Source organism: Shewanella waksmanii, from assembly GCF_043643685.1.
GTDB classification, from domain to species: domain Bacteria; phylum Pseudomonadota; class Gammaproteobacteria; order Enterobacterales; family Shewanellaceae; genus Shewanella; species Shewanella waksmanii_A.
The window spans coordinates 89,447-108,790 of sequence record NZ_JBHZSN010000011.1; the positions used below are offsets into that span (position 1 = coordinate 89,447).

Sequence of the window (19,344 nt, forward strand, 5' to 3'; positions counted from 1 at the left end):
TCTAGTAAATCATGCCTTATTGGTACACATTTTGTGTGACCACTTTTATATGACACTGAAATGGATTTTGAACACGGTGATTTTTCGCCTTGCTTTAACATTTAGCTTCGGGTCGCACTAAGCGGTAATGCATCGCCCTCAAGCTGACAATAATAATAACAGTGAGATTTATAGGCATGCTACCGACAGTCAAAATGGTGAATACGCCCCCCCAACAGCAACTCGTATCTGTGAGTACTAACCACCATGCATTAGCCATGTTGTTAGTGCTATTCGTGCTACATATATTAACCTTACGCAATGCCACCAACGTTGAAAGCTTTCATGCGCTCAACCAACTTGGTAGTTATATTCCTGATTGGTTACTGCTTAGCATTACTGATATCGGTGAAGGCTTAACAGCTGGTGCATTGATGCTGATATGCCTTATCTACCGACCGCATTGGCTATTCAAAGTGCTCGCGGCTTCTGCGTTATGCATGATTAGCGTCTACTGCTTTAAAACCTATTTCGACGCTCCTCGCCCACCAGCACTGGTTGACGTCAGTCACATTGTTGGTCGAGCTGAGTATGAACGCTCTTTTCCATCAGGACACACCACAACCGCATTTGCATTCGCCGGTGTCGTTTGGCTAATGGCAAAGAATTGGACAACTAAATGTCTGATCCTCACGCTCGCTTTTATGGTGGCTTTTTCTCGAATTGCAGTGGGTGCTCACTGGCCAGAAGATGTGGCATTCGGCGCGATACTCGGCTGGCTTTGCGCCTATATTGGCTGCACTCGAGTGCCACTTGCAACGCTGAGCATTAAACGCCTATACCAGATCATCTTGGTTATCGCTGTCGGTGTCAGTGCCGAGGAAATTTTAGAAATTGGCCAAGAGTCGATCTCGTTGATGCTATTTAATCGTTATGTGTTAATCACGGTGTTACTGTCATTGGCAGTTTATAGCTATAGAAAAATTGTTCTACAACGCTGATCTTCGCTCTTTATAAGTATCAATTTTTTGTGCAAGTTTTAGGTGTGAATTTGTCTAAATGCAGGACAAGTTCGCCCCCAAAAACGCAATGCAAATAACAACTCAGATACCACCTCAGGTAACAACTCAAATAGTAACAAAACATGTTTTTAATACAGCTAGGTACGAAATATAAAACCTAATCTAATAAACCACACGAAAACACCTACTAAAAATGCGATCAACACCAACTAAACGTCTACTTTTACGCCTCATAATTTCTCAACAAACCTTCAATAATCTATGATTTAACAAGCAAAAGCCCACATACCATTTGGCTACAATTGATGATATCTATGATCCAAGTAGCAATTTTGTGTAAAATTTAGACTGTTTTGATTTTTAAACTCAAATTTATCTTTACTTCCCAACCTTTCAACACTACATTCGCCGAAAATAGACTTTAGTGAAAATAACACTTAAGCCGACAAGAACTTACCAAACCATTAAAAACACATTTAAGAAGCAGAAAAAATTGGCAACCATCACCACTAAAGATGTAGAAAACAGTATCGCCACCCCAGTCATTGGGTTAACGTTTTTTGCTATCGCATCCGGCTTTTTAATGAGCCTGCTACCACTATCGTTACCCTACTTTAATTTGCCGCAATCACTGACACCTTGGTTAGCTAGTGTGTTTTATTTTGGCTTGCTGTTAGGGGCTACGTGTATTCAGCGATTTATCAAAAAGCTTGGCCACCGTCGAGCGCTAGCGCTATTTTTAAGCTTAGTGGCAGCGACGGTGCTCGTCATGATTGCATTGCCACACCAAGTCACCTGGCTACTAGCAAGGTTTGTTGCGGGTATGGCTGTAGCCGGCGTATTTGTTGTGGTCGAATCATGGCTACTTATGGCCAATTGTGCCAAACAGCGAGCTAAGCGCCTTGGCATCTATATGGCGGCTCTTTATGGCGGTAGTGCGGTCGGCCAGCTAGCGATTTCAGTTTTTGGTACCCAAGGCCTATTGCCATTTTGCGGCGTGCTTACACTGTTATTCGCAGCCACACTTGCACCACTACTGATCCATAAAGGTCAACCAAATAGCCTTGAGCAGCAAAGCATTAGCCGTAAAGAAGTGCGCTATATTAATCGACCAGCCATTATTGGGTGTATTGTTTCAGGACTATTGTTGGGCCCCATATACGGCTTAATGCCCTCATATTTGACCCATGTAAGTCAATATGGGCATTACACGGGTTTATTAATGGCGTGTATTATTGTTGGCGGAATGGCGGTTCAACCGATTGCCAGTACACTTTCTACTCGGATGAGCAAAAGCCTGTTGATGGCACTATTTTGTTTGCTCGGCTGCGCAGCGGTACTCGGCATATTGGAATCAACCAGTGTAATGATGCTCGCGGCAAGCATGGCACTACTTGGCGCCTGCAGCTTTGCACTGTATCCAATTGCTATCACTTTAGCCTGTGATCATTTGCCGGCAGAAAAAATGGTATCAGCCACGGAAATGATGTTGCTATGTTATAGCGTCGGTTCAGTGCTAGGACCACTAATGGCCACCACCTTTACAGAGGCGAGTAACGGCTTGATTGTGTACTTAGGTGTGTGCTTATTGGCAACCAGTATCTATATGCTGTTTAAAAGCGCTGAAACCTTGCCGTCTGGACAAAAGCCTATTGCCGGTTAAATGCCTGTTAGCTTATACCGCTTGGTAGACAACCCCTACCAAGCGAGTACAGCCTTTGCTGACTAGCGATAAAATCATTAACCTATTTATGTTTTTTGCTATACCAGTTAGCCAAAGGCTGTGCACTGAGCCCATGAGCAACAATACTCATTAATACTGTCACTGCCACCACGGCATACACAGTTTCAAGCCCCTCCATAGATCCCATTTCATGCACAACAATCAATACGTAGAGGATAGATGCGATGCCGCGTGGGCCAAACCAAGCAATAAACGCCATAGTCGATAGATCAAGCTTTGCTCCCAATAGTGATACCATCACAGGTAACATTCGTAATACCGTCAAGCTCAACAACGCATATAACACCACATCCACCGTAACGTAAGCTAACGTCATAGGTGCAAAAGCCAAACCAAAAATAAAGAAGCTTACCAACACCAACAGTTCCCCTTCGCTTTCGGCAAAGTTCTCAATGTGCTCACGAGCCGCCTCACTAGTATTACCGGCATATAGCCCGGCAAAAAATGCAGCAATAAAGCCATTTCCTGACAAAGTTTCAGCCAGATAGAACCCTAATATGGCCAAGGCAATGGGGATCAGGTTTTGATAGCTAGATTCAGCAAGTTTGGCAGCATTAGCCTTGATAAGTAGCTTAGCACCGATAAAACCAACCACCCCACCAACCAATGCGCCAAACACGATCTGCTGCCCCACATAGCTAATCCATTGATTGTCTTGCGCCTCACTTAAACCACTCATAATAAGCGCAACAACTGTCAGTAAAATTGGGAAGATAATACCGTCGTTCAAGCCACTCTCAACGTTAATACTTGAGCGAATATGTTTAGGCACTTTAGGATCGGACACCACTGCTTTACCTAAGGCAGCATCGGTAGGCGTTAATAATAACGCCAGTAACAATAGCGATGTATGAGGTAACTCAGGGAAGAAATAACCCGCAACAAAGGTACCCAGTACGACAGTGATAGGAAGGCCAACAAACAACAATCTTGCAGGAATGTGCCAAGAACGGCGCAGTAAAGATAAGTCCAACAAAGCGGCATCGGAAAACAGCACTAACACCAGTGCAAGCTCCGCAACTATCGTCACAAATTCGGCGTCAACTTCTACTTGAGTAATCCCTAAGCCCAACGGTGATAACAATAGCCCGAGCCCAGTGAAAACCATGGGGCCAGAGATATTAAGCCTTGATAAGCCTTTAGATATATAGCCGTAAAACAGTACAATCAGTGCGATTACTAGTATGACAATATGCTCGTCCATGTCACCCATCCTGTTGGTCATTGTTCAATACGCATCATTGCGTAACGACTCTAACCTAACAAAAAAAGCCGCACCATGCTGCAAGCAAATCATAGTATTATTGACTGCTAACTCAACAAGCCCGCTTTTAGCTTGTATCCATTAACAATGGACTATCTAATTAACCAGCTCAGCAAAAATACTAACCACATACTAAACAGCAGCATGCTTGATAAACTAAATGCAATGGTTGGTCGCAGCAGATTACGTCCATGGATATGCTCAACGGAGCGGCCACCATAGAAGCTGCCAATCTTGTTAGGCAACTTGGCGTTGACGCTGCTGGCTACTTTGCATTAGCGAACTAATGAGCTCGGTGGTATGACTGGCTTCATTCCACCTCAGCAATTGCAACTCACCATTATGGTTTTCGGCAAACAACGTACAGTTTTCTACCCAATCACCATCGTTGGCATAAATGAAGCCATCATTTAATGACAGTTCAGGTTGATGAATATGACCGCAAATCACGCCGTCAACACCACGGTCGCGACCATAACGAATGACAGCATTGCGATATAAGCCGATAGCTTGCTGAGCTTTTGCAACATGTTGCTTGATGAAGCTTGCCAGTGACCAATATGGGTATCCCATATGCTGACGGACTTGGTGAAGCTGACGATTTAAAAACAGTAGTAAATCATAAAGCTTGTCGCCTAATTTAGTCAGTGATGCGCCTACAGAGACTTGAGAATCAAACTGGTCGCCATGCAGCACTAATAACTTCTGCTGTTGTTTAGTCGTATGGATAACTTCACTTTCAACCTTAAAGCCCCACAAATGTAATCCGTAATATTGCTTGAGAAGCTCATCGTGGTTGCCAGGCACATAGATAACCTGGGTACCGTTTTTCGCCATAGACTGTAAGGTTTGCAAAACCAAATGGTGACTTTGAGGCCAATATAACTGTTTTTTCAACGCCCAAACATCAACAATATCTCCCACTAGGTAAAGTGTATCTATCTGAGTGTGAGCTAAAAAATCCAGCAACAATTCTGCCTTACAGTCTTTACTACCTAGATGAAGATCTGAAATCCATATTGCGTTGAAGCGCTGTTTTACGATGGAGCCTTGAAGCCCTGCAATATTGGGTTGGGTAACCGGTGAGTGATACATCTGGCTGGAGGCATCAAATAAGGACGACAATAAACGACTAATATCAGACATAGCTTCACCAAGTTGGTCAATATGTTGGCTAAACTAAGCGTTAAAATTAACCAAATGATGACAAAGGTATGTCGATGGGATGACAGTCGATACCCTCATGTTTACCGACTTTGACTGCTCAATGTTATTGTGGTTCGATAAACTGCCAACTATCAGCACCATCAAAATGCCTAACAGGGATAGCCTGACATTCTTTTGCATCCGCCATTCTAAAATTAATGCCGTATTTGGTGTCAGCAACCTTGTTGGTGGTGAGGTAGTGGGTTGCGCATCCACAAATATCACAATGGAAGAAATCGATACATTTATCGCCCCATTGATAAGCAGTCACGGAATTAGCAACCGCTATAGTAACATCCGCTGGTGCGTAATACCCCCACAAAGCCGCAAATCGAAAACAGATGGAGCAATTACACGACGTCAAACTGCTGGGAGAGTGAGCAAGCGTGATGCGGACATTGCCGCAATGGCAGTTCAATTGCATGATGAGATCCAGTTAAGCTGAAAACATCATCAACTTAACTGGTCAATTGCAAGGCTTCAAGTACGATGATGAACTAGTTGTAACCCAGCACGTAGCAACTTGGTTCTTCGTCTTTAAGGTCTGTTTCGTCACCCTGTAAAAAATCATATTGCTGAGTGACCACTTTCGATGAAGCAGTGTTGAAGGTTTCTACTTCGATGGCCTGATACCCGTGATTGATTTTCGTTTCCATAATATTTCCCGATTTAATAATGGGCTTTGAGGAATAAATCAATTCCCGGATACTTATTCAGTATTTAACTAGCCCTAAAACAACAAGTTATCTTGCATTACAGTTTTATTAAAAGATCGAAAATAAAGGCTGTCAATCAATTATATTGGTCATACTAATGAACCAAAGCAGTACAAACCCAAACCCAGCATAAGACCAAGCCATTGTTTTAAAAACACTTTTAAATTGTATACAAAATAAACCAAACTGAGTAAATATTTAAAAATAATTAATTTTAGGGATCGATATCAGTGTTTTAATTAGCTATTCATCTGCCTTAAAACACAATATTAAAGCGGTTTTTGTCCTTTTAAGAAATAAACGATCGTTTAAAAGCAGCCAGATAATGACAATAAAACAGCTACCATTATCGAGTTAATATTCATTTTTTATGATTAAAAAGGCACAAAAAAGGCAGCGAATGCTGCCTTTTATAAGCGGGTAACTTGTTATTAATAGCCGTGTTGACTCACTTCAGGCCAATGTTTATTCACCTGCTCTTCGATAAATTGCTGCTTCTCTTTGGTTAATTTATCTAAGGCGATATTAGCCGCTTTTTGCGCGCTGGCTTTGCTCGAAATATCTGGGTAATCAACTTGCTTAACTTCTAGCATACTTAATATTTGCGTTAATGCGTTACGAGCATAGCGTACTTGCACAAGTGCTTTATCCAGTAACGCGTTACCTTCATCGGGATTATGGGCGTATAAACCGTGAGAGGACATCGCAAAGTCCCATCGCCACTGTGCATGACGAATCGCCATAATCGCATCATTCATGATTGGCCAACTCGCCCCAGCTTTCCAAGCAGCGCCAGCTTCATAGTGAGCTTTAACTAATAAGTCTTCTACTTCGCGTGCTTTGTGCTCTATCTGCTGCTTACCTTCATTAAGACGCTTAACCAGCTTTTGCTCACTGCTGTGGCAGCTTTGACAAACTTGATCGAAGTGATCAAGTGCTTTGCTCACCTTATGATCAGTATAAGCTTCACCATTAGTCCCTTGAGTTTGTGGCATATGGCAATCAATACACCCCACCCCCTCTTGAGCATGAGTACTGCGACTCCAATGCTCAAACTCTGGATGCCTCGCTTTTAATATCGGGGTTTTTGATACAGGATGGATCCACTCGTAAAAACGGCGAGTATCGTAGTATTTTTCAATTTCATCGGCAGTACTGCCAAAGATCCATGGAATATTGACTTTGTTACTGCGTTCAGGCTGAAAATAATAAGTCACATGACACTGTCCACACACTTGTGAACCCTGCATGGTTTTATTTTGTTTTTCAAAAGGCAGATGCACTTTATTCATCGCATCTTGGGCATGGGGACGCGGTAACGCCAGTGCTGCTTTTCCCTGTACATGGCAATCCGTGCAGTACACCACACTTTTCATCTCTGTGCCGACATCAGTAAAGTTTTTCGCAGCAAATTGCTCTACGCCCATTTCATTCATCAACCGAGGAACATCGGGTGATTTACAGGTCCAACAACTTGCTGATAAGCCTTTTTCTCCAGCAGCTGGTGCTACGCCAGTTCTTAATGTGTGGGTCACATCTGCCACAGCAAAATGATGCCCTCGGGGACTGTGGTATTCTTTGGCATACGCCGAGCCCGCCCATAGAATAATTGCCGCAGGATAACTCGCCAGCATATCACTGCGCTCTGTTTGCTCAGACGTTGCAGCCCAACTCGCATATTGATTGGGAAACTTAGCTTGCATCGCTTTATCTGAGCTATCAGATTGCTGGGCAAAGCTGCTAAAGCTCATTAATGACAACAACCCACCAGTCAACAAAGGTAGCCATGTCAGTCTATTTTTAATCATGTTGTTATTACTCATATACTCAAAAAACAATTAACCCGGGCGTCCATCAACACGCGGCTGAGTTAAAATCGGGGCATAAAACCAAACAAACATGCCGAAAGCTATTGCCCAAAAGCTTCCTGCAATCCAATACCATAACTGCATATGTTCAGGCCAAATCAAAGGCATAATCGATCGAAATACCGCGGCAAATGGCAAAGCTAGAAATGCCAATACCATATTGGGTCCTTGGTAAATATTACGACTAGTATGACCGAGTGAAACCCGAGAAATCATCGACAAACAAATCCCCGCTAACGATGCAATTGCAAACAGATGCAATAGGTGACGATAGGCATTCACATCGTCAACATTAAATGCCAGCGCGATTAAGGTTAGCGGCAAACAGATATAAGCCGTATGCAAAGACCACAACATAGGCTCTTGCAGAGTTTTATGGGGATACCAACGCAGCCATCGAATCAAATGCAAGCCGCCCGCAACCAACAATAAAAACTGTAATGTACTTTGCGAAAATAAGCCTAGTATCGCCTGCGCAACCAATAGAATCATGGCAACAATCAATGGCAGCTCAAGCATTTTGATAGGCTGCGGCTTATCTTGTTTGATACGCATAGCGGTGAAGAAAGGCACCACGCGGCCGCCCACTATGGTGATCAATAACCCCAGCCACCATAACATTGCCTGCCAAATCTGCTGGCTCAAACTAAAATTACGCTCCATCAAAGCATAATAACTGAGCAAATTGATCCCTAAGGCCAACACCAACATGATAGGAAAGCCAATATTACGCCATTGCCTAACGCGGTATACGCAGCGCCAAAGGGTTATCGCTGTGATCCCAATAAATAAGCTATCGAAAATCGCCGGTAGCCAAATAGGAATTTCAACTGGCACCAATAACAACACTCTGCCAAGCAACCAGCAACTGAAAGTCAGCGCAAGTGACCAGCCCTTTAAACTCGGTTGATTAGTCCATGTCTGCACCGAGGTCAATAAAAAACCACAGACGATGGCCAACGCAAAACCAAATAACATTTCATGGGGATGCCACCACAGGGGTACCACATGCGTCCAAAACTGCTGCGGAAAAAAGCTAAACTGCGGGGTAAACCAAGTGACTAGCCATAGCGGAATAAACAGTGCAGCGACAGATGCCCCACCGAGAAAAAATGGCCTAAAACCCAAGCGCCATATCGCTGGCGTTTTTTCTACCTGCTGGGGATCATCAATATTTAGCATGAGACACGTACCCTTGAGTTAAGCTATCCTAATAAAGCATTTTAAATACATGTTTATTTTATCCAGCATGATCAGCGACAACAATCAATATCATAACCAATATGCAAAAGTGTGAACCATAAGCCGTGATTTCGCTATGTGACTGATAATAAATACCTCTTTAGAGATAAAAACAAAGATTAATCACAAACAAAAATCGCAGACATAAAGTACCAATGATGATAAGCACTGACGGCCATGTTAGATAAACTGTAAGAGGAAAAATTAACCGAAAGGTCACTGTTGAGGAAAATAGGGTAGCAGGAGTCGCTGTGGCGGGCTTTAAATAAACTTAAAGCCCAGGCGACATTTAGGTTAGATAGCTTGCACTAGTTAATCAATCAATGGCTACTGTTGCCACGGCCAGTTGCTGGCGCAGCGCATTCAGTGCAGCGACAGAAAAGCCGTCATCATAGAAATAGCTAATTTTGCCTTGCTCATCCAGCAAGACCACTCTGGCATTATTGGGAGACTGATTACCGGTGAACTGTTGCACCAATTCACCGTCTTCATAAATCGTGACTACACCCTTCCATAGCGGTTTGGGGATTCCGGCTCGCATACCGTTATCTATGGTTGTGCTGAACATCCGCGGGAACAAACCAGCGATGGTAGGCAATTCATATACAGCAACTTGAGTTTGCGTCATATCCAATGCAATCAACCAACGGTCAATATCGAACTGGGAGTCTTGTTTATAGCCCACCAGCAGTAAGGTGGGCTCTCCTAATACATCAGCAGGAAAAGTCATTGGCTGACTTTCTAAGCTAGTGCCATTAACGGTAGGAAATGTCTGCCCAGCGACTTGTTGATTCGGATAAACAGTGCTGCATGCAGAGGTGAACCAAATCAATACCGCAACCATCAATATACGCATAAAAAGCCTCAAATATAGTATGTCTATAGTGAGCTATACGCAGCAGTATCAAAAATCGTTCACTCTCGTGACATGACTAAGTCCATTTAGTCATCCCAAATTAACACCTTAGCAGCTAGGTTAACCGCAGCAGCTAGTTTGGCTAGCTTGGGTGCAGTCAGACTTTGCCAAAATATCTTCACCGCATCCTAAGTAGGTTTGTGTTAGATAATAGTTGGTGAACTTTTGCTCAAAATCATCGCTGACAGTCGCGTGAACATCCAAACTCGCTAACACGGCTTGTTGCCAAGCCGGCACCTTAGCTAGTCCGCAAAACAAATCATAACCAGTACGTGACTTAACAATATCCGCTAGATGCAGCAAAGGTAACCAAGCAATATCGACGTTAGTCAGCGCATCAGATTTAAAAAACTGCGTAGTATGAGAAAGTTGCGCTTCTACCTTAATAAAAGCTTTGCGTAAATTTTCCACGCGTTGGTTAAATGTCGCCTCATCTTTACTGCTCATGGTGCCACACTGGGCTAAATAGTGTTTTGACCCCAAGTAACTCCAGGCTCTATCGAGTGCGTAAACGAGGAAACACCTCCTAACGATCCGCTAAGCTAGCACACGCTAGTGAGTGTGATAAAATCCTGCCACTTTTTCTAATTTACCAATATAAGGCGATGCAATGAATCCAATTATCGCAATGTTAAAAGAGCACAATATCAGTGATGCTCAAATTAATGAGCTATTTCAAACACTCACCGCAAATCCTATGGCTGCTATGGCGACGATAGGTCAACTGGGTATCGCACCAGAGAAGCTACAACAACTCATGGCCATGGTGATGCAAAACCCCAATTTAATCAAAGAAGCTGTCAATGAGTTGGGTTTGGATATGGCTAAAGTTGAAGCAGCCAAAGCACAACTTAAACAGTAAGGATACTGTTATATGAGGGCGACAATTGATCGCCCCATTGCCAATTGTTTATAGACTGACGCTAAATTAAGACGCTTCAATCAATCATTATTCTTCAAAACTCTGTAACCATCCTTTTAGCAATTGATTAATCTGCACCAACTCTTGCGCTGAAAGCTGTTTCACCAACTGCTGCTGTGAAGCGACATGGGCCTCAACGGCTTTATCAATTAAAGCCACCCCTTCGGTGGTCAACGCGACAGAAACACTGCGTCGATCAGCTTTACTGTGGACACGCTCTATCAACTGCTTAGCTTCAAGCTTATCAAGTCGATTGGTCATGGCACCAGATGTCAACATCATTGCACCAAGTAGGTCTGAGGGTGTTAGCCTGTAGGGAGCCCCCGCACGCCTTAAGGTCGCGAGTACATCAAATTCCCCCATGTTCAGACCAAACTGTTTCTGACATGCACTCAATTGCGATTCAATATGCTTAGTGAGTCTTAGCAATCGCCCAAGCACAGCCATTGGTGCGGTATCAAGATGCGGCTTTTGCTCTGCCCATTGCCCAATAAGTCTATCTACACCATCCATTTATATAACCCTATAAGCGTTACAAATATCTTTACATGAAGATACTTCATAAGAAGATACTTTACAAATCCAACTTTCAGGTTCAAGATCTCTATTTATCTTTACGTGAAGATAATTTCATTTTATGAGGTACTCAAAATGAATATTCTATTGGCAATGATCCCCGCCTTCTTTTGGGGATCAACCTATGCGATGACCCAGTATACCTTGCCAGATTGGCCGCCACTGTTACTGGGGGCGCTGCGCGCGTTACCTGCAGGCTTAGTACTCTTAGCGATTAAACCTACCACGCCGCAGCGCAATGAGTGGCTAAGTTTAGCCAAGCTTGGCAGCATTAATATCGCCGCATTCTTTAGCCTAATTTTCATTATGGCATTGACATTACCTTCGGCGATTTCAGGTGTGGGAATGGTATCTGTTCCTGTGTTTGCCATGTTATTTCATTGGCTTGTCAGTAAACAGCGCCCAACCTTACTGCAAGCGGGCTCAGGCGCAATGCTAATCATGCTAGCTTGGTTATTATTCGACCCCAGTGCAATCGACCTTAATCCCCTAGGGTTGGGGGCGATGTTAGCAGCAATCGGCTGTATCATCGTCGGCAGCACCATAACCAAAAGTCTCGGCAGTCGTGTGCATTGGTGGACTGTGCTGACATGGCAATTGATTATTGGCGGGAGCATACTTGCAGTATTAGCACTGCTTCATGGATTGATAAGCCCTCAACCTTACATCAACGCACTGCAACAGTTATCAATTCAAAATGTTGCCGGGTTAGCTTGGATTATTGGGCTTAATACGGTACTTGGCTATATCCTTTATGTCTGGCTGTTACAGCGTATGTCGGTGGTGGATTTCACCTTCGGTGGTATTGCGAATCCCGTTGCAGGTATCGTTTTTGGATTGTTATTGCTAGGCGAGTCATTCAGCGCACATCAATATCTACTAATGGCAAGTATGATAATCGCGTCAATATTGCCTTCACTCATACAAAAGCTATTATCAAACAGACGTGCTAAGTCCGAAAAAGCCCAGTGCCTTTAGGTTTGGTGGTTAATATAAGGTTTGGCGGTTAACATATTGCCGAGCTCAGACCCAGCAAAGCTGGGTCTGACTTGGACTACAAACGTGCCGACTTGTTTAAGACTAGCATATCAAATTTATCAGAGTTAAGGAGTATCAGGGCCTGCTCAATCTGCTCATCTTTACCCGCCTTAACAGCCTCAACCGTTGTTGTCACCTCAACATCAATAGCAACACCTACCCGCTGCGTTGGCTCATTAGTAGGAGTGAGAATTCCGATACCTGAAAACTGCGACTGATACCCCCCTGGGATAACAAACCGTGAAACATCCCCGTCAGTTCCTGCCGTTTGGCTACCTAATACCAGCGCATTATCGGCTTGCCTTAGGATCATCAAAGTAAACTCAGCCTGGCTAAAGGATTGTTCATTGCTCAATAGCACAATTTTTCCTTGATAAGGCTCCGAATTATTTTTACCGACTTCAACCTTTTCAAGGATAAAGTCTCCAGGTGTTTGCATATTGGTAAGCTGCGCTTTTGCGACCAGTTTAGGCTGGGCAAATAAATGTTCGGCGAGGGCCCATGCTGCACCGCGAGGATAACCACGAACATCGATGATCAACTGGGGTAACTGTCCATATTGCTGCATTAATGGAGCCACCTGTTCAGGCACCAGTTGGGTCATATTAATGTAGCCCGTTTTTTCATTGATAATATGGTGCTCTGGCAACGGACTAGGAGTCATAACGCTTAAATAGATCTCCTTCATTGCTACAGTGGGAACAACAACTTCACTGTCATTTGCAAGTGTTAAAGCAAGCTGCGGCTGCTCTGTTTGCAATATACGGCTTTTTAGCAAGTCATATCGACTCACATCATTGCTTGCTGCCATCAAAGGCCATAACTTTTTAACCAATTTATCAACAGGCTGGCCGTCGACATGAGTAATCACATTGCCCACTGATAATGGATTAGACTTCGGCGCCAAATTTGCTGTAACAACCCATTTTTGTTCGAAAAACCCAAGCTGTATAGGAGCTAAGCGGTTACCGAACACTTGCGGAAGCTGATTGCCCTGACTGCCATTCAAATAGGCATGACCATCATTTAGCTCACCAAGAAGCATTAACAGTGCTCGCTCATACATCTCTTGACTTGTAGCTGCATTGAATTGGCTAATATATTTACGGGGTATATCCTGCCAAGGGGTTTCCGCTAAGGCTTTATAAGGAGAAAAATATTCAATCAACGACCATAATCTAAACAATGCAAGCAAACGATATCCTGCGTCTTGCTCAACAGTAAAATAGCCGCGCTCATTGTTTACCTCTACCCCTTGGCTACTATTAAAATCAAAATAGTAATGGCTTTCAAACTGACGGTTATCGACCATGTGCCTTAATTGTTGACTGAGTTTTGCCCCTAAGTCGTTTTCATCATCAATCCAGTTCAAATCCACTTGTAGACTAGCTTGTTTAACCCGTGTCACGCAATTAGGTTTACATGTAGATACAGTGCTCATCTGAGACAGCCAATGACTTATTTGTGCATTGGCCTCCGTGGAGGTTTTGGCTGACAACACTTTAGGCATCACTCTAAAAAGCTCAGCATCCATATTATAACCACCAGCAGCAACAGCATTGTGATAGTACTTAACAAGCCCCCAAACTTTGGCAAGTTTACTGAGATTATCAATTTGGCTAGCGGTTAAATCGATGAGTTCGATAGCAGATTTTTTATCAAATTCATTGTCGGTATCGGCGGCTAATAATACTGGTGTATAACGCTTGGCAAGCAGGTAATCTTTACCATCAACGGCCACAGTAAGATCATCAAACCAAGCTTTGCCGCCACCGACGATAAACCCACCGATACTAATACTACTGGTATCTTGATGTAGCTGTGCAGTAACTTGATATTGTTGCCAATCTTGAGTTCCGGTGAGACCTTTTAAAAACTCGAAGCCTAATGCATTCCCCCGTGAATCAAATTGCTGGATGAACATTCCAGCAAGCTGCTTGATATCCTGAGTTCGCACAAAACCGGAAAGAGAAAATGACTCACCAACAAAACTGGTATCTATAGTTTGACTAAAATTACGCTTCTCACCATCACTTTTAAGTACTAGTGCTTGCTTGCCTTGGTGGGCAGTGTTGGTTAAATGAGCAGCTGTTAATGGCTGACCTTGCTCATCTAGCCATCTAGCTACCTGAGTGTCGGTTTCTGAAAGGTTCACCTGTTCAAAATCAAGTTGCTCGAATTCAATCTGCTCATCGATATCAGCTATTGCATTAAAGCTGAGCGCAAGCAAGCTGCAAGCTAAGAGTCGTCCTTTAGCGTTCATTACACATCCTTGTCGTAGAAAAACATTCGATTGACAAGCTAACGCCATTGTTTTTTGCTGTCAAATCATGAACCTGCCTGACAACAATTAATATAACGCACCTGAAAACTATTATTTTGCAATGAAAATACCTATCAAAATGAAACTATCCGCCAAAAAAACTGTTATTGCTAATTCTGCTCAGGTTTTTCAGCTGGTGTCATCTTTGAAGTTACGGTTAGTTCGGACTGAGGTTTAACTGTTGGACTAGTAGATTGGCCTTCAATGGCAGTATTTGGCCCGCTTCGGGACATCATCACTGCATCTTCAAGCGGTAAAATAGATGCTACATTGTCATGGGACACCATCTGCACAGGTAAACCTTCTCCCTGGTACAACCAAAGGTAGCGAGATGTGCTGCTAATGATCCCAACACGTTCTAGAATCAATTTTGTGGGTTTCAAGCTTGGTGCAATATCTTTTACTGTTGGTGCTATGTCCTTTGTGTCAAGCTTGTTGAAGGAGTTGATTGATTGACGTTGCACTTCAGTAATTGGATAAATTAACGTAACCTGATAAGGCTCATACTGCCCTTGGCTGATTTTTCGATAGTCAGCTTTGGCCACCAGCTCTACCATACTAAAAATCAACATCAAGGTGACAATAAGGAGTAATAAAGCAGGATCGATCTTGATCTTTCTTAAGGTATCATTGTTACTATGACGATACTTAGGAAAGCGCCCCATTAACCAAGGGTCAATATAAAATGTAAACACTGCTAAGCCTGAAACCACGACAAAAGTAACAATGAAGGCCTGCGGATGATGAACTGCTGACAGAATAAAATCACTCAAATCTAAATGCAATAACACATTCAGGCCAAAGTTAGCTAATAGGTTGTATGTGTATGCTAGACCAATAACTGTTGATAAAAGATAAAATAGTGAAACGATAAGGCCCGGGTTAGCGACAATATAGGTTTTAAAACTATTAAGGCGAGCATAGATAGCATCATAATAATCTGCATGCTGCTGTGTTTGTTCATCTCTCATTTCAACTTCCATATATCGTCTATCACCCTATTAGTCTTGCCCAATGGTATTGCTATTTCCGTATTAGTCACAACATACCTGATAACCAGCTCAAGGTCATCACGATCAAACACTTAGCTAGCTATCAAGCTTTTTTGGTTTAATAATTTCTAATTTACCATACTGGTCACAGCTAAAAGCTTGGTCAAATAAAGAAATCTGCTACAGTGAGTAGAAAGCTCCCCCTAACACAAGGATAAATAGATGCACGCTCCGTTAATGACGACTCTAGCTATGGCAGCAGCGGTATTGGTGATTGGTTGTACCAACGACACCCAAGAGGTCCAATCCACCAAAGACAGCCAGATGGTAGGCAGCAAAACGTCAGCTGACAAATCAATAGCAAAAGTAGACACTCCCACAACAGTGCAACCTATTGAAGTGAAAAAAGGAGTCTTAATGAATCAAGGGACTGTCAGAAGAATTAATTTAGAAGGCGGTTTTTGGGGGATTATCACCGACGATGGCCGAAAAATCTTGCCACAAAACCTTGCTAAAGAGTATCAAAAAGATGGTTTAAGGATCAGCTTTAACAGCCAAGAGGTGAAAGGGATGATGACCATCCAACAATGGGGCACTCTATCTACGCTAAAAAGCATTAAAGTGATTGGTCAAGTCGACAGCCAAGCGACGGACCCGCACATCTAAAAGTCAGCACATGTTGATCTTTCGAGCTGATTTTTGCGGCAGTTTGTGGGTTACTTATTCAAAGCAGAGGTTTTGATATGTGGCCCGCTACTTGATAAGCCGATTGCGATGTAGCAAAAATCACAGACGCTGTCCGGAGGGTTCAACAACAAGCGTTTTACCCTTTGTTGCGCGCTATTTTGCTTAGCATGCTAGGCGTCAAACAACTAGTTGTCCACCCTCGTCGCGATTAAAGTGCTTGTATCTCAAACAAAATTTAACCTCGAAAGAACAACGCGTCCTAAATGTTCGTATGCGACTAACACCTTTATTAGTTGCTTCGCTGCATTTGCCGAGCACCATAACTTCAATTCATTGGAATCATATTTATAGGGCATAAATTACTATTAAGCATATGACCGACAACAAAGGCCTACTAATCACCCTTTATTGCATATTTAGAGCACGCAAAACATTCAATGCTGGTACCAATTACCTAATTTAACTGCTGGCTAAGAGGCCAATATCACCCGATTTTTACCACTGTGTTTAGCATCATAAAGGGCTTTATCCGCACGATTAATCATGGGTTCAATCGCATCAAGCTGGATGCCTTGTTGATTAAAATTGCCCTCATGACTACCGGCAACCCCTAAACTTGCAGTAATCGATAAATCAATATTAAGCTCACAAAAGCTCGTTATAGCGATAGCCTGACGGATTCGCTCAGCATGAACCTGAGCCTGTTGTTGCGATGTGTTTGCAAGCAATATGATAAACTCTTCACCACCCCAACGCGCACAAATATCTTGTTTACGACACTCAGCTTTTATCGATGCTGCAACTTTTTTCAGTACTTCGTCGCCGATATGGTGACCATATTGATCATTAATATTTTTAAACAGATCGATATCGATCAATATAACGGAAAAATCACCGCGAACGTCAACCACTTGCTCAACGATTGGTGCAGTTAGCTCTTGAAATCCCCGGCGATTATTCAGCTGTGTTAAAGGGTCGGTACGGGCGTATTTCTCGGCAATCAGTTTATCCATTTGAGCAACCCTAAACTGACTGCCTAATATCGAGGCTAATAAAATCGCCTCAAACGCCATCCCCACCTCAATGGCTTTAAAAGTGTAATCGTTATAAGGCACTAACACGCCTGCAACCGCCAGCGTTGAAATGGTGATACAAATGGCTGCGGTGACCGATGATAGTATAAATATCACCGCAAACGGCTTGTTAGCCTGCAGCGCTTTAACCCCCATCGCAACAAACAAAATGACAAAACAGGTATTAAGCAGAAACGCTAATACCATTGAGAAAAACAACTGGTTAAACACAAAGCCCACCAGCATACCAAGTGGTATGTACAAAGTAGTGCGCATCACAAACTTATCAAGCAAGGGAGCATGATCTTTGGTTTGCAGTAAGCATCTTGCAAAGTGTAGCCCCGCAACGCTATAGGTAATCATCAAGAAGATATCTAACCAGTCTTGAAAATAGGGACCAAAATCATAGGTGATCAAGGTGTGCAGCTGACCAGTATAGGACAGACTATTGGTAACAAAACCCAATAAATATAGTCCATAGAGGCCATATTCTCGGCGGCGAATGAAAAAATACAAAACCAAGTTATACAAGGCCAGTGCGATCATAATGCCGTACAGTGCACCATATTGATAACCACTGCTGATATCACGCTTAATCGCTTCATTAACCGAACTAAATTGCACAGGTAGTGCCATGGGACCTTTGGTTTCTACACGCATGATGACCTGGGTCACCCCCGGCGGATAGGCATATTCAAAGGCATAATAACGGTAAGGCATGGGCCGCTTTTCGTACGGGTAACCATCTCCCCCTGTTATGCGCTTTTTAAGCACACCATCTTGTATTAACCAAGTATCGATATAATCAATCCAAGGCGTCTCAACCGATAATCGATAAGCTTTAGCAAAGGTCGCGGTATTGCTAACAGTAAATGTCATCCATACTGGATCGACACTAATACCTAATGAAATTGAATTGCTGCTGCCCTGAAGTAACGGACCTTGTTGAAATCGTTGCTGCGCCTGGGCCAGTACAATTTCACCATCTCGCTCTCTAAAATACTGCATATGGGGACCCACACTCCCCTGACTAAAAGCAGGAATCGTGATGGTATCAGCCTGTGCTTGTTGGCTACACACAATACATAGGCCGTAAAAAACCCATAGCGCAGTTAGGTATACTCCCTGCAACTTCATGTTGTATCTCATTTTTATAATTTTATTGTATTGCGCACCCGACTTTCAGACAAAAAGTAAACACGGTGATGCGCTTTTGTTAGCACTTTGATACTAACATCAAAACCTAAAAAATCGATACCACCTAAAGCTTATTCTTAATCGCATGTAGACAGAAAGCTGATCTTCACTAAGCTAACATCACAAAACGGCTGACTAAAAACGCTTCTCCGGCTAGGGCGCCCGTTATCACAATCCGCATGGCACCACGCTGCTCATTTCGCAGCTGCGCCCGCACTTGGTAATGGTTTGGATGGTTTGCCAACGGCATTGCGCCCTCGCCAATAACCTCAACGCGGGAATTAGGAATCAACTGGATAGCAAGATCATCAATTGTGTGTTTCGCCGCAACCTCAATAGTAAAGTCGACCTGCGACGACAAGCTGTCGCGCTCAACAACTGTCGGGATCTGCAGTTTGATGCCCGCTGGCAACTTAGCTTCGTGATGATGGTGATGAGCATGGTCACCATGTTGCTCGCAACTGTAAGCATAAAAACTGAGAAATAAAATTAATCCGGCCAAGATACGCATACGCTCTCCAATGATGAAATCAAGCGCAGTGAGCTAGCACTGCGCTTAATTTAATTACTTAGGTTAAT

18 protein-coding genes are annotated in these 19,344 nt (G+C 43.2%); 5 read left to right on the forward strand and 13 right to left on the reverse strand.

The genetic code is table 11. From position 1 onward, the window contains the following. Positions 1-176: 176 nt before the first annotated feature. Both ACHUFW_RS16420 and ACHUFW_RS16425 read left to right on the forward strand, forming a co-directional pair. Positions 177-980 (forward strand): phosphatase PAP2 family protein, encoded by an 804-nt coding sequence (locus ACHUFW_RS16420; RefSeq protein WP_394204463.1) that lies wholly within the window; start codon positions 177-179, stop codon positions 978-980. Between the two features lie 514 nt (positions 981-1,494). Further along, on the forward strand, positions 1,495-2,664 hold the full coding sequence (locus ACHUFW_RS16425; protein WP_394204465.1) for an MFS transporter: 1,170 nt from the start codon (positions 1,495-1,497) through the stop codon (positions 2,662-2,664). Between the two features lie 82 nt (positions 2,665-2,746). Here ACHUFW_RS16425 and ACHUFW_RS16430 read toward each other — a convergent pair whose 3' ends face one another. From ACHUFW_RS16430 to ACHUFW_RS16465, 8 genes are all read right to left on the reverse strand, one after another. Then, the gene (locus ACHUFW_RS16430) at positions 2,747-3,949 is read right to left on the reverse strand and encodes a cation:proton antiporter (RefSeq protein ID WP_394204467.1); all 1,203 of its coding nucleotides are present in this window, start codon (positions 3,947-3,949) and stop codon (positions 2,747-2,749) included. A 297-nt stretch (positions 3,950-4,246) separates the two neighbouring features. Next, on the reverse strand, positions 4,247-5,155 hold the full coding sequence (locus ACHUFW_RS16435; protein WP_394204469.1) for a UDP-2,3-diacylglucosamine diphosphatase: 909 nt from the start codon (positions 5,153-5,155) through the stop codon (positions 4,247-4,249). Positions 5,156-5,279: 124 nt separating this feature from the next. After that, entirely contained in the window at positions 5,280-5,639 is a 360-nt protein-coding gene (locus ACHUFW_RS16440) for a GFA family protein (protein WP_394204471.1), read from the reverse strand. A 73-nt stretch (positions 5,640-5,712) separates the two neighbouring features. Beyond that, positions 5,713-5,871 carry a hypothetical protein gene (locus ACHUFW_RS16445; RefSeq protein ID WP_394204473.1) on the reverse strand — a complete coding sequence of 53 codons (159 nt, stop codon included), beginning with the start codon at positions 5,869-5,871 and terminating at the stop codon, positions 5,713-5,715. Positions 5,872-6,362: 491 nt separating this feature from the next. Next, a complete protein-coding gene (locus ACHUFW_RS16450) occupies positions 6,363-7,682 on the reverse strand; it encodes an ammonia-forming cytochrome c nitrite reductase subunit c552 (RefSeq protein ID WP_394204595.1) in 1,320 nt (439 codons plus the stop codon). 87 nt (positions 7,683-7,769) lie between these two features. Continuing rightward, a complete protein-coding gene (locus ACHUFW_RS16455) occupies positions 7,770-8,981 on the reverse strand; it encodes an NnrS family protein (protein WP_394204475.1) in 1,212 nt (403 codons plus the stop codon). A gap of 376 nt (positions 8,982-9,357) precedes the next feature. Beyond that, a complete protein-coding gene (locus ACHUFW_RS16460; RefSeq protein WP_394204476.1) occupies positions 9,358-9,897 on the reverse strand; it encodes a hypothetical protein in 540 nt (179 codons plus the stop codon). Between the two features lie 120 nt (positions 9,898-10,017). Beyond that, a complete protein-coding gene (locus tag ACHUFW_RS16465) occupies positions 10,018-10,404 on the reverse strand; it encodes a glutathione S-transferase family protein (RefSeq protein ID WP_394204477.1) in 387 nt (128 codons plus the stop codon). A gap of 163 nt (positions 10,405-10,567) precedes the next feature. Here ACHUFW_RS16465 and ACHUFW_RS16470 point away from each other — a divergent pair, with 163 nt between their 5' ends. Beyond that, positions 10,568-10,819: a DUF2999 family protein gene (locus tag ACHUFW_RS16470; protein WP_394204478.1), complete on the forward strand. Its 252-nt coding sequence runs from the start codon at positions 10,568-10,570 to the stop codon at positions 10,817-10,819. An 87-nt stretch (positions 10,820-10,906) separates the two neighbouring features. Here ACHUFW_RS16470 and ACHUFW_RS16475 read toward each other — a convergent pair whose 3' ends face one another. After that, positions 10,907-11,392, reverse strand: a complete 486-nt coding sequence (locus tag ACHUFW_RS16475) for a MarR family winged helix-turn-helix transcriptional regulator (protein WP_394204480.1) — start codon at positions 11,390-11,392, stop codon at positions 10,907-10,909. A gap of 138 nt (positions 11,393-11,530) precedes the next feature. Between ACHUFW_RS16475 and ACHUFW_RS16480 the strand changes: the two genes are divergently transcribed. Beyond that, positions 11,531-12,433: a DMT family transporter gene (locus ACHUFW_RS16480; protein ID WP_394204482.1), complete on the forward strand. Its 903-nt coding sequence runs from the start codon at positions 11,531-11,533 to the stop codon at positions 12,431-12,433. Positions 12,434-12,509: 76 nt separating this feature from the next. On the opposite strand, the gene ACHUFW_RS16485 is transcribed toward ACHUFW_RS16480, so the two are convergent. Together ACHUFW_RS16485 and ACHUFW_RS16490 are read right to left on the reverse strand one after the other, a co-directional pair. Then, on the reverse strand, positions 12,510-14,756 hold the full coding sequence (locus ACHUFW_RS16485; RefSeq protein WP_394204484.1) for a S41 family peptidase: 2,247 nt from the start codon (positions 14,754-14,756) through the stop codon (positions 12,510-12,512). 170 nt (positions 14,757-14,926) lie between these two features. Continuing rightward, the gene (locus ACHUFW_RS16490) at positions 14,927-15,787 is read right to left on the reverse strand and encodes a hypothetical protein (RefSeq protein WP_394204486.1); all 861 of its coding nucleotides are present in this window, start codon (positions 15,785-15,787) and stop codon (positions 14,927-14,929) included. 243 nt (positions 15,788-16,030) lie between these two features. Between ACHUFW_RS16490 and ACHUFW_RS16495 the strand changes: the two genes are divergently transcribed. Beyond that, positions 16,031-16,474, forward strand: a complete 444-nt coding sequence (locus ACHUFW_RS16495) for a hypothetical protein (RefSeq protein WP_394204488.1) — start codon at positions 16,031-16,033, stop codon at positions 16,472-16,474. Positions 16,475-16,965: 491 nt separating this feature from the next. Here the strand turns inward: ACHUFW_RS16495 and ACHUFW_RS16500 are convergent, their stop codons facing one another. Together ACHUFW_RS16500 and ACHUFW_RS16505 are read right to left on the reverse strand one after the other, a co-directional pair. Next, positions 16,966-18,705, reverse strand: a complete 1,740-nt coding sequence (locus ACHUFW_RS16500) for a sensor domain-containing diguanylate cyclase (RefSeq protein WP_394204490.1) — start codon at positions 18,703-18,705, stop codon at positions 16,966-16,968. A gap of 169 nt (positions 18,706-18,874) precedes the next feature. Further along, complete coding sequence (locus tag ACHUFW_RS16505) at positions 18,875-19,276, reverse strand: hypothetical protein (protein ID WP_394204492.1); 402 nt, start codon at positions 19,274-19,276, stop codon at positions 18,875-18,877. Positions 19,277-19,344: the final 68 nt, after the last annotated feature.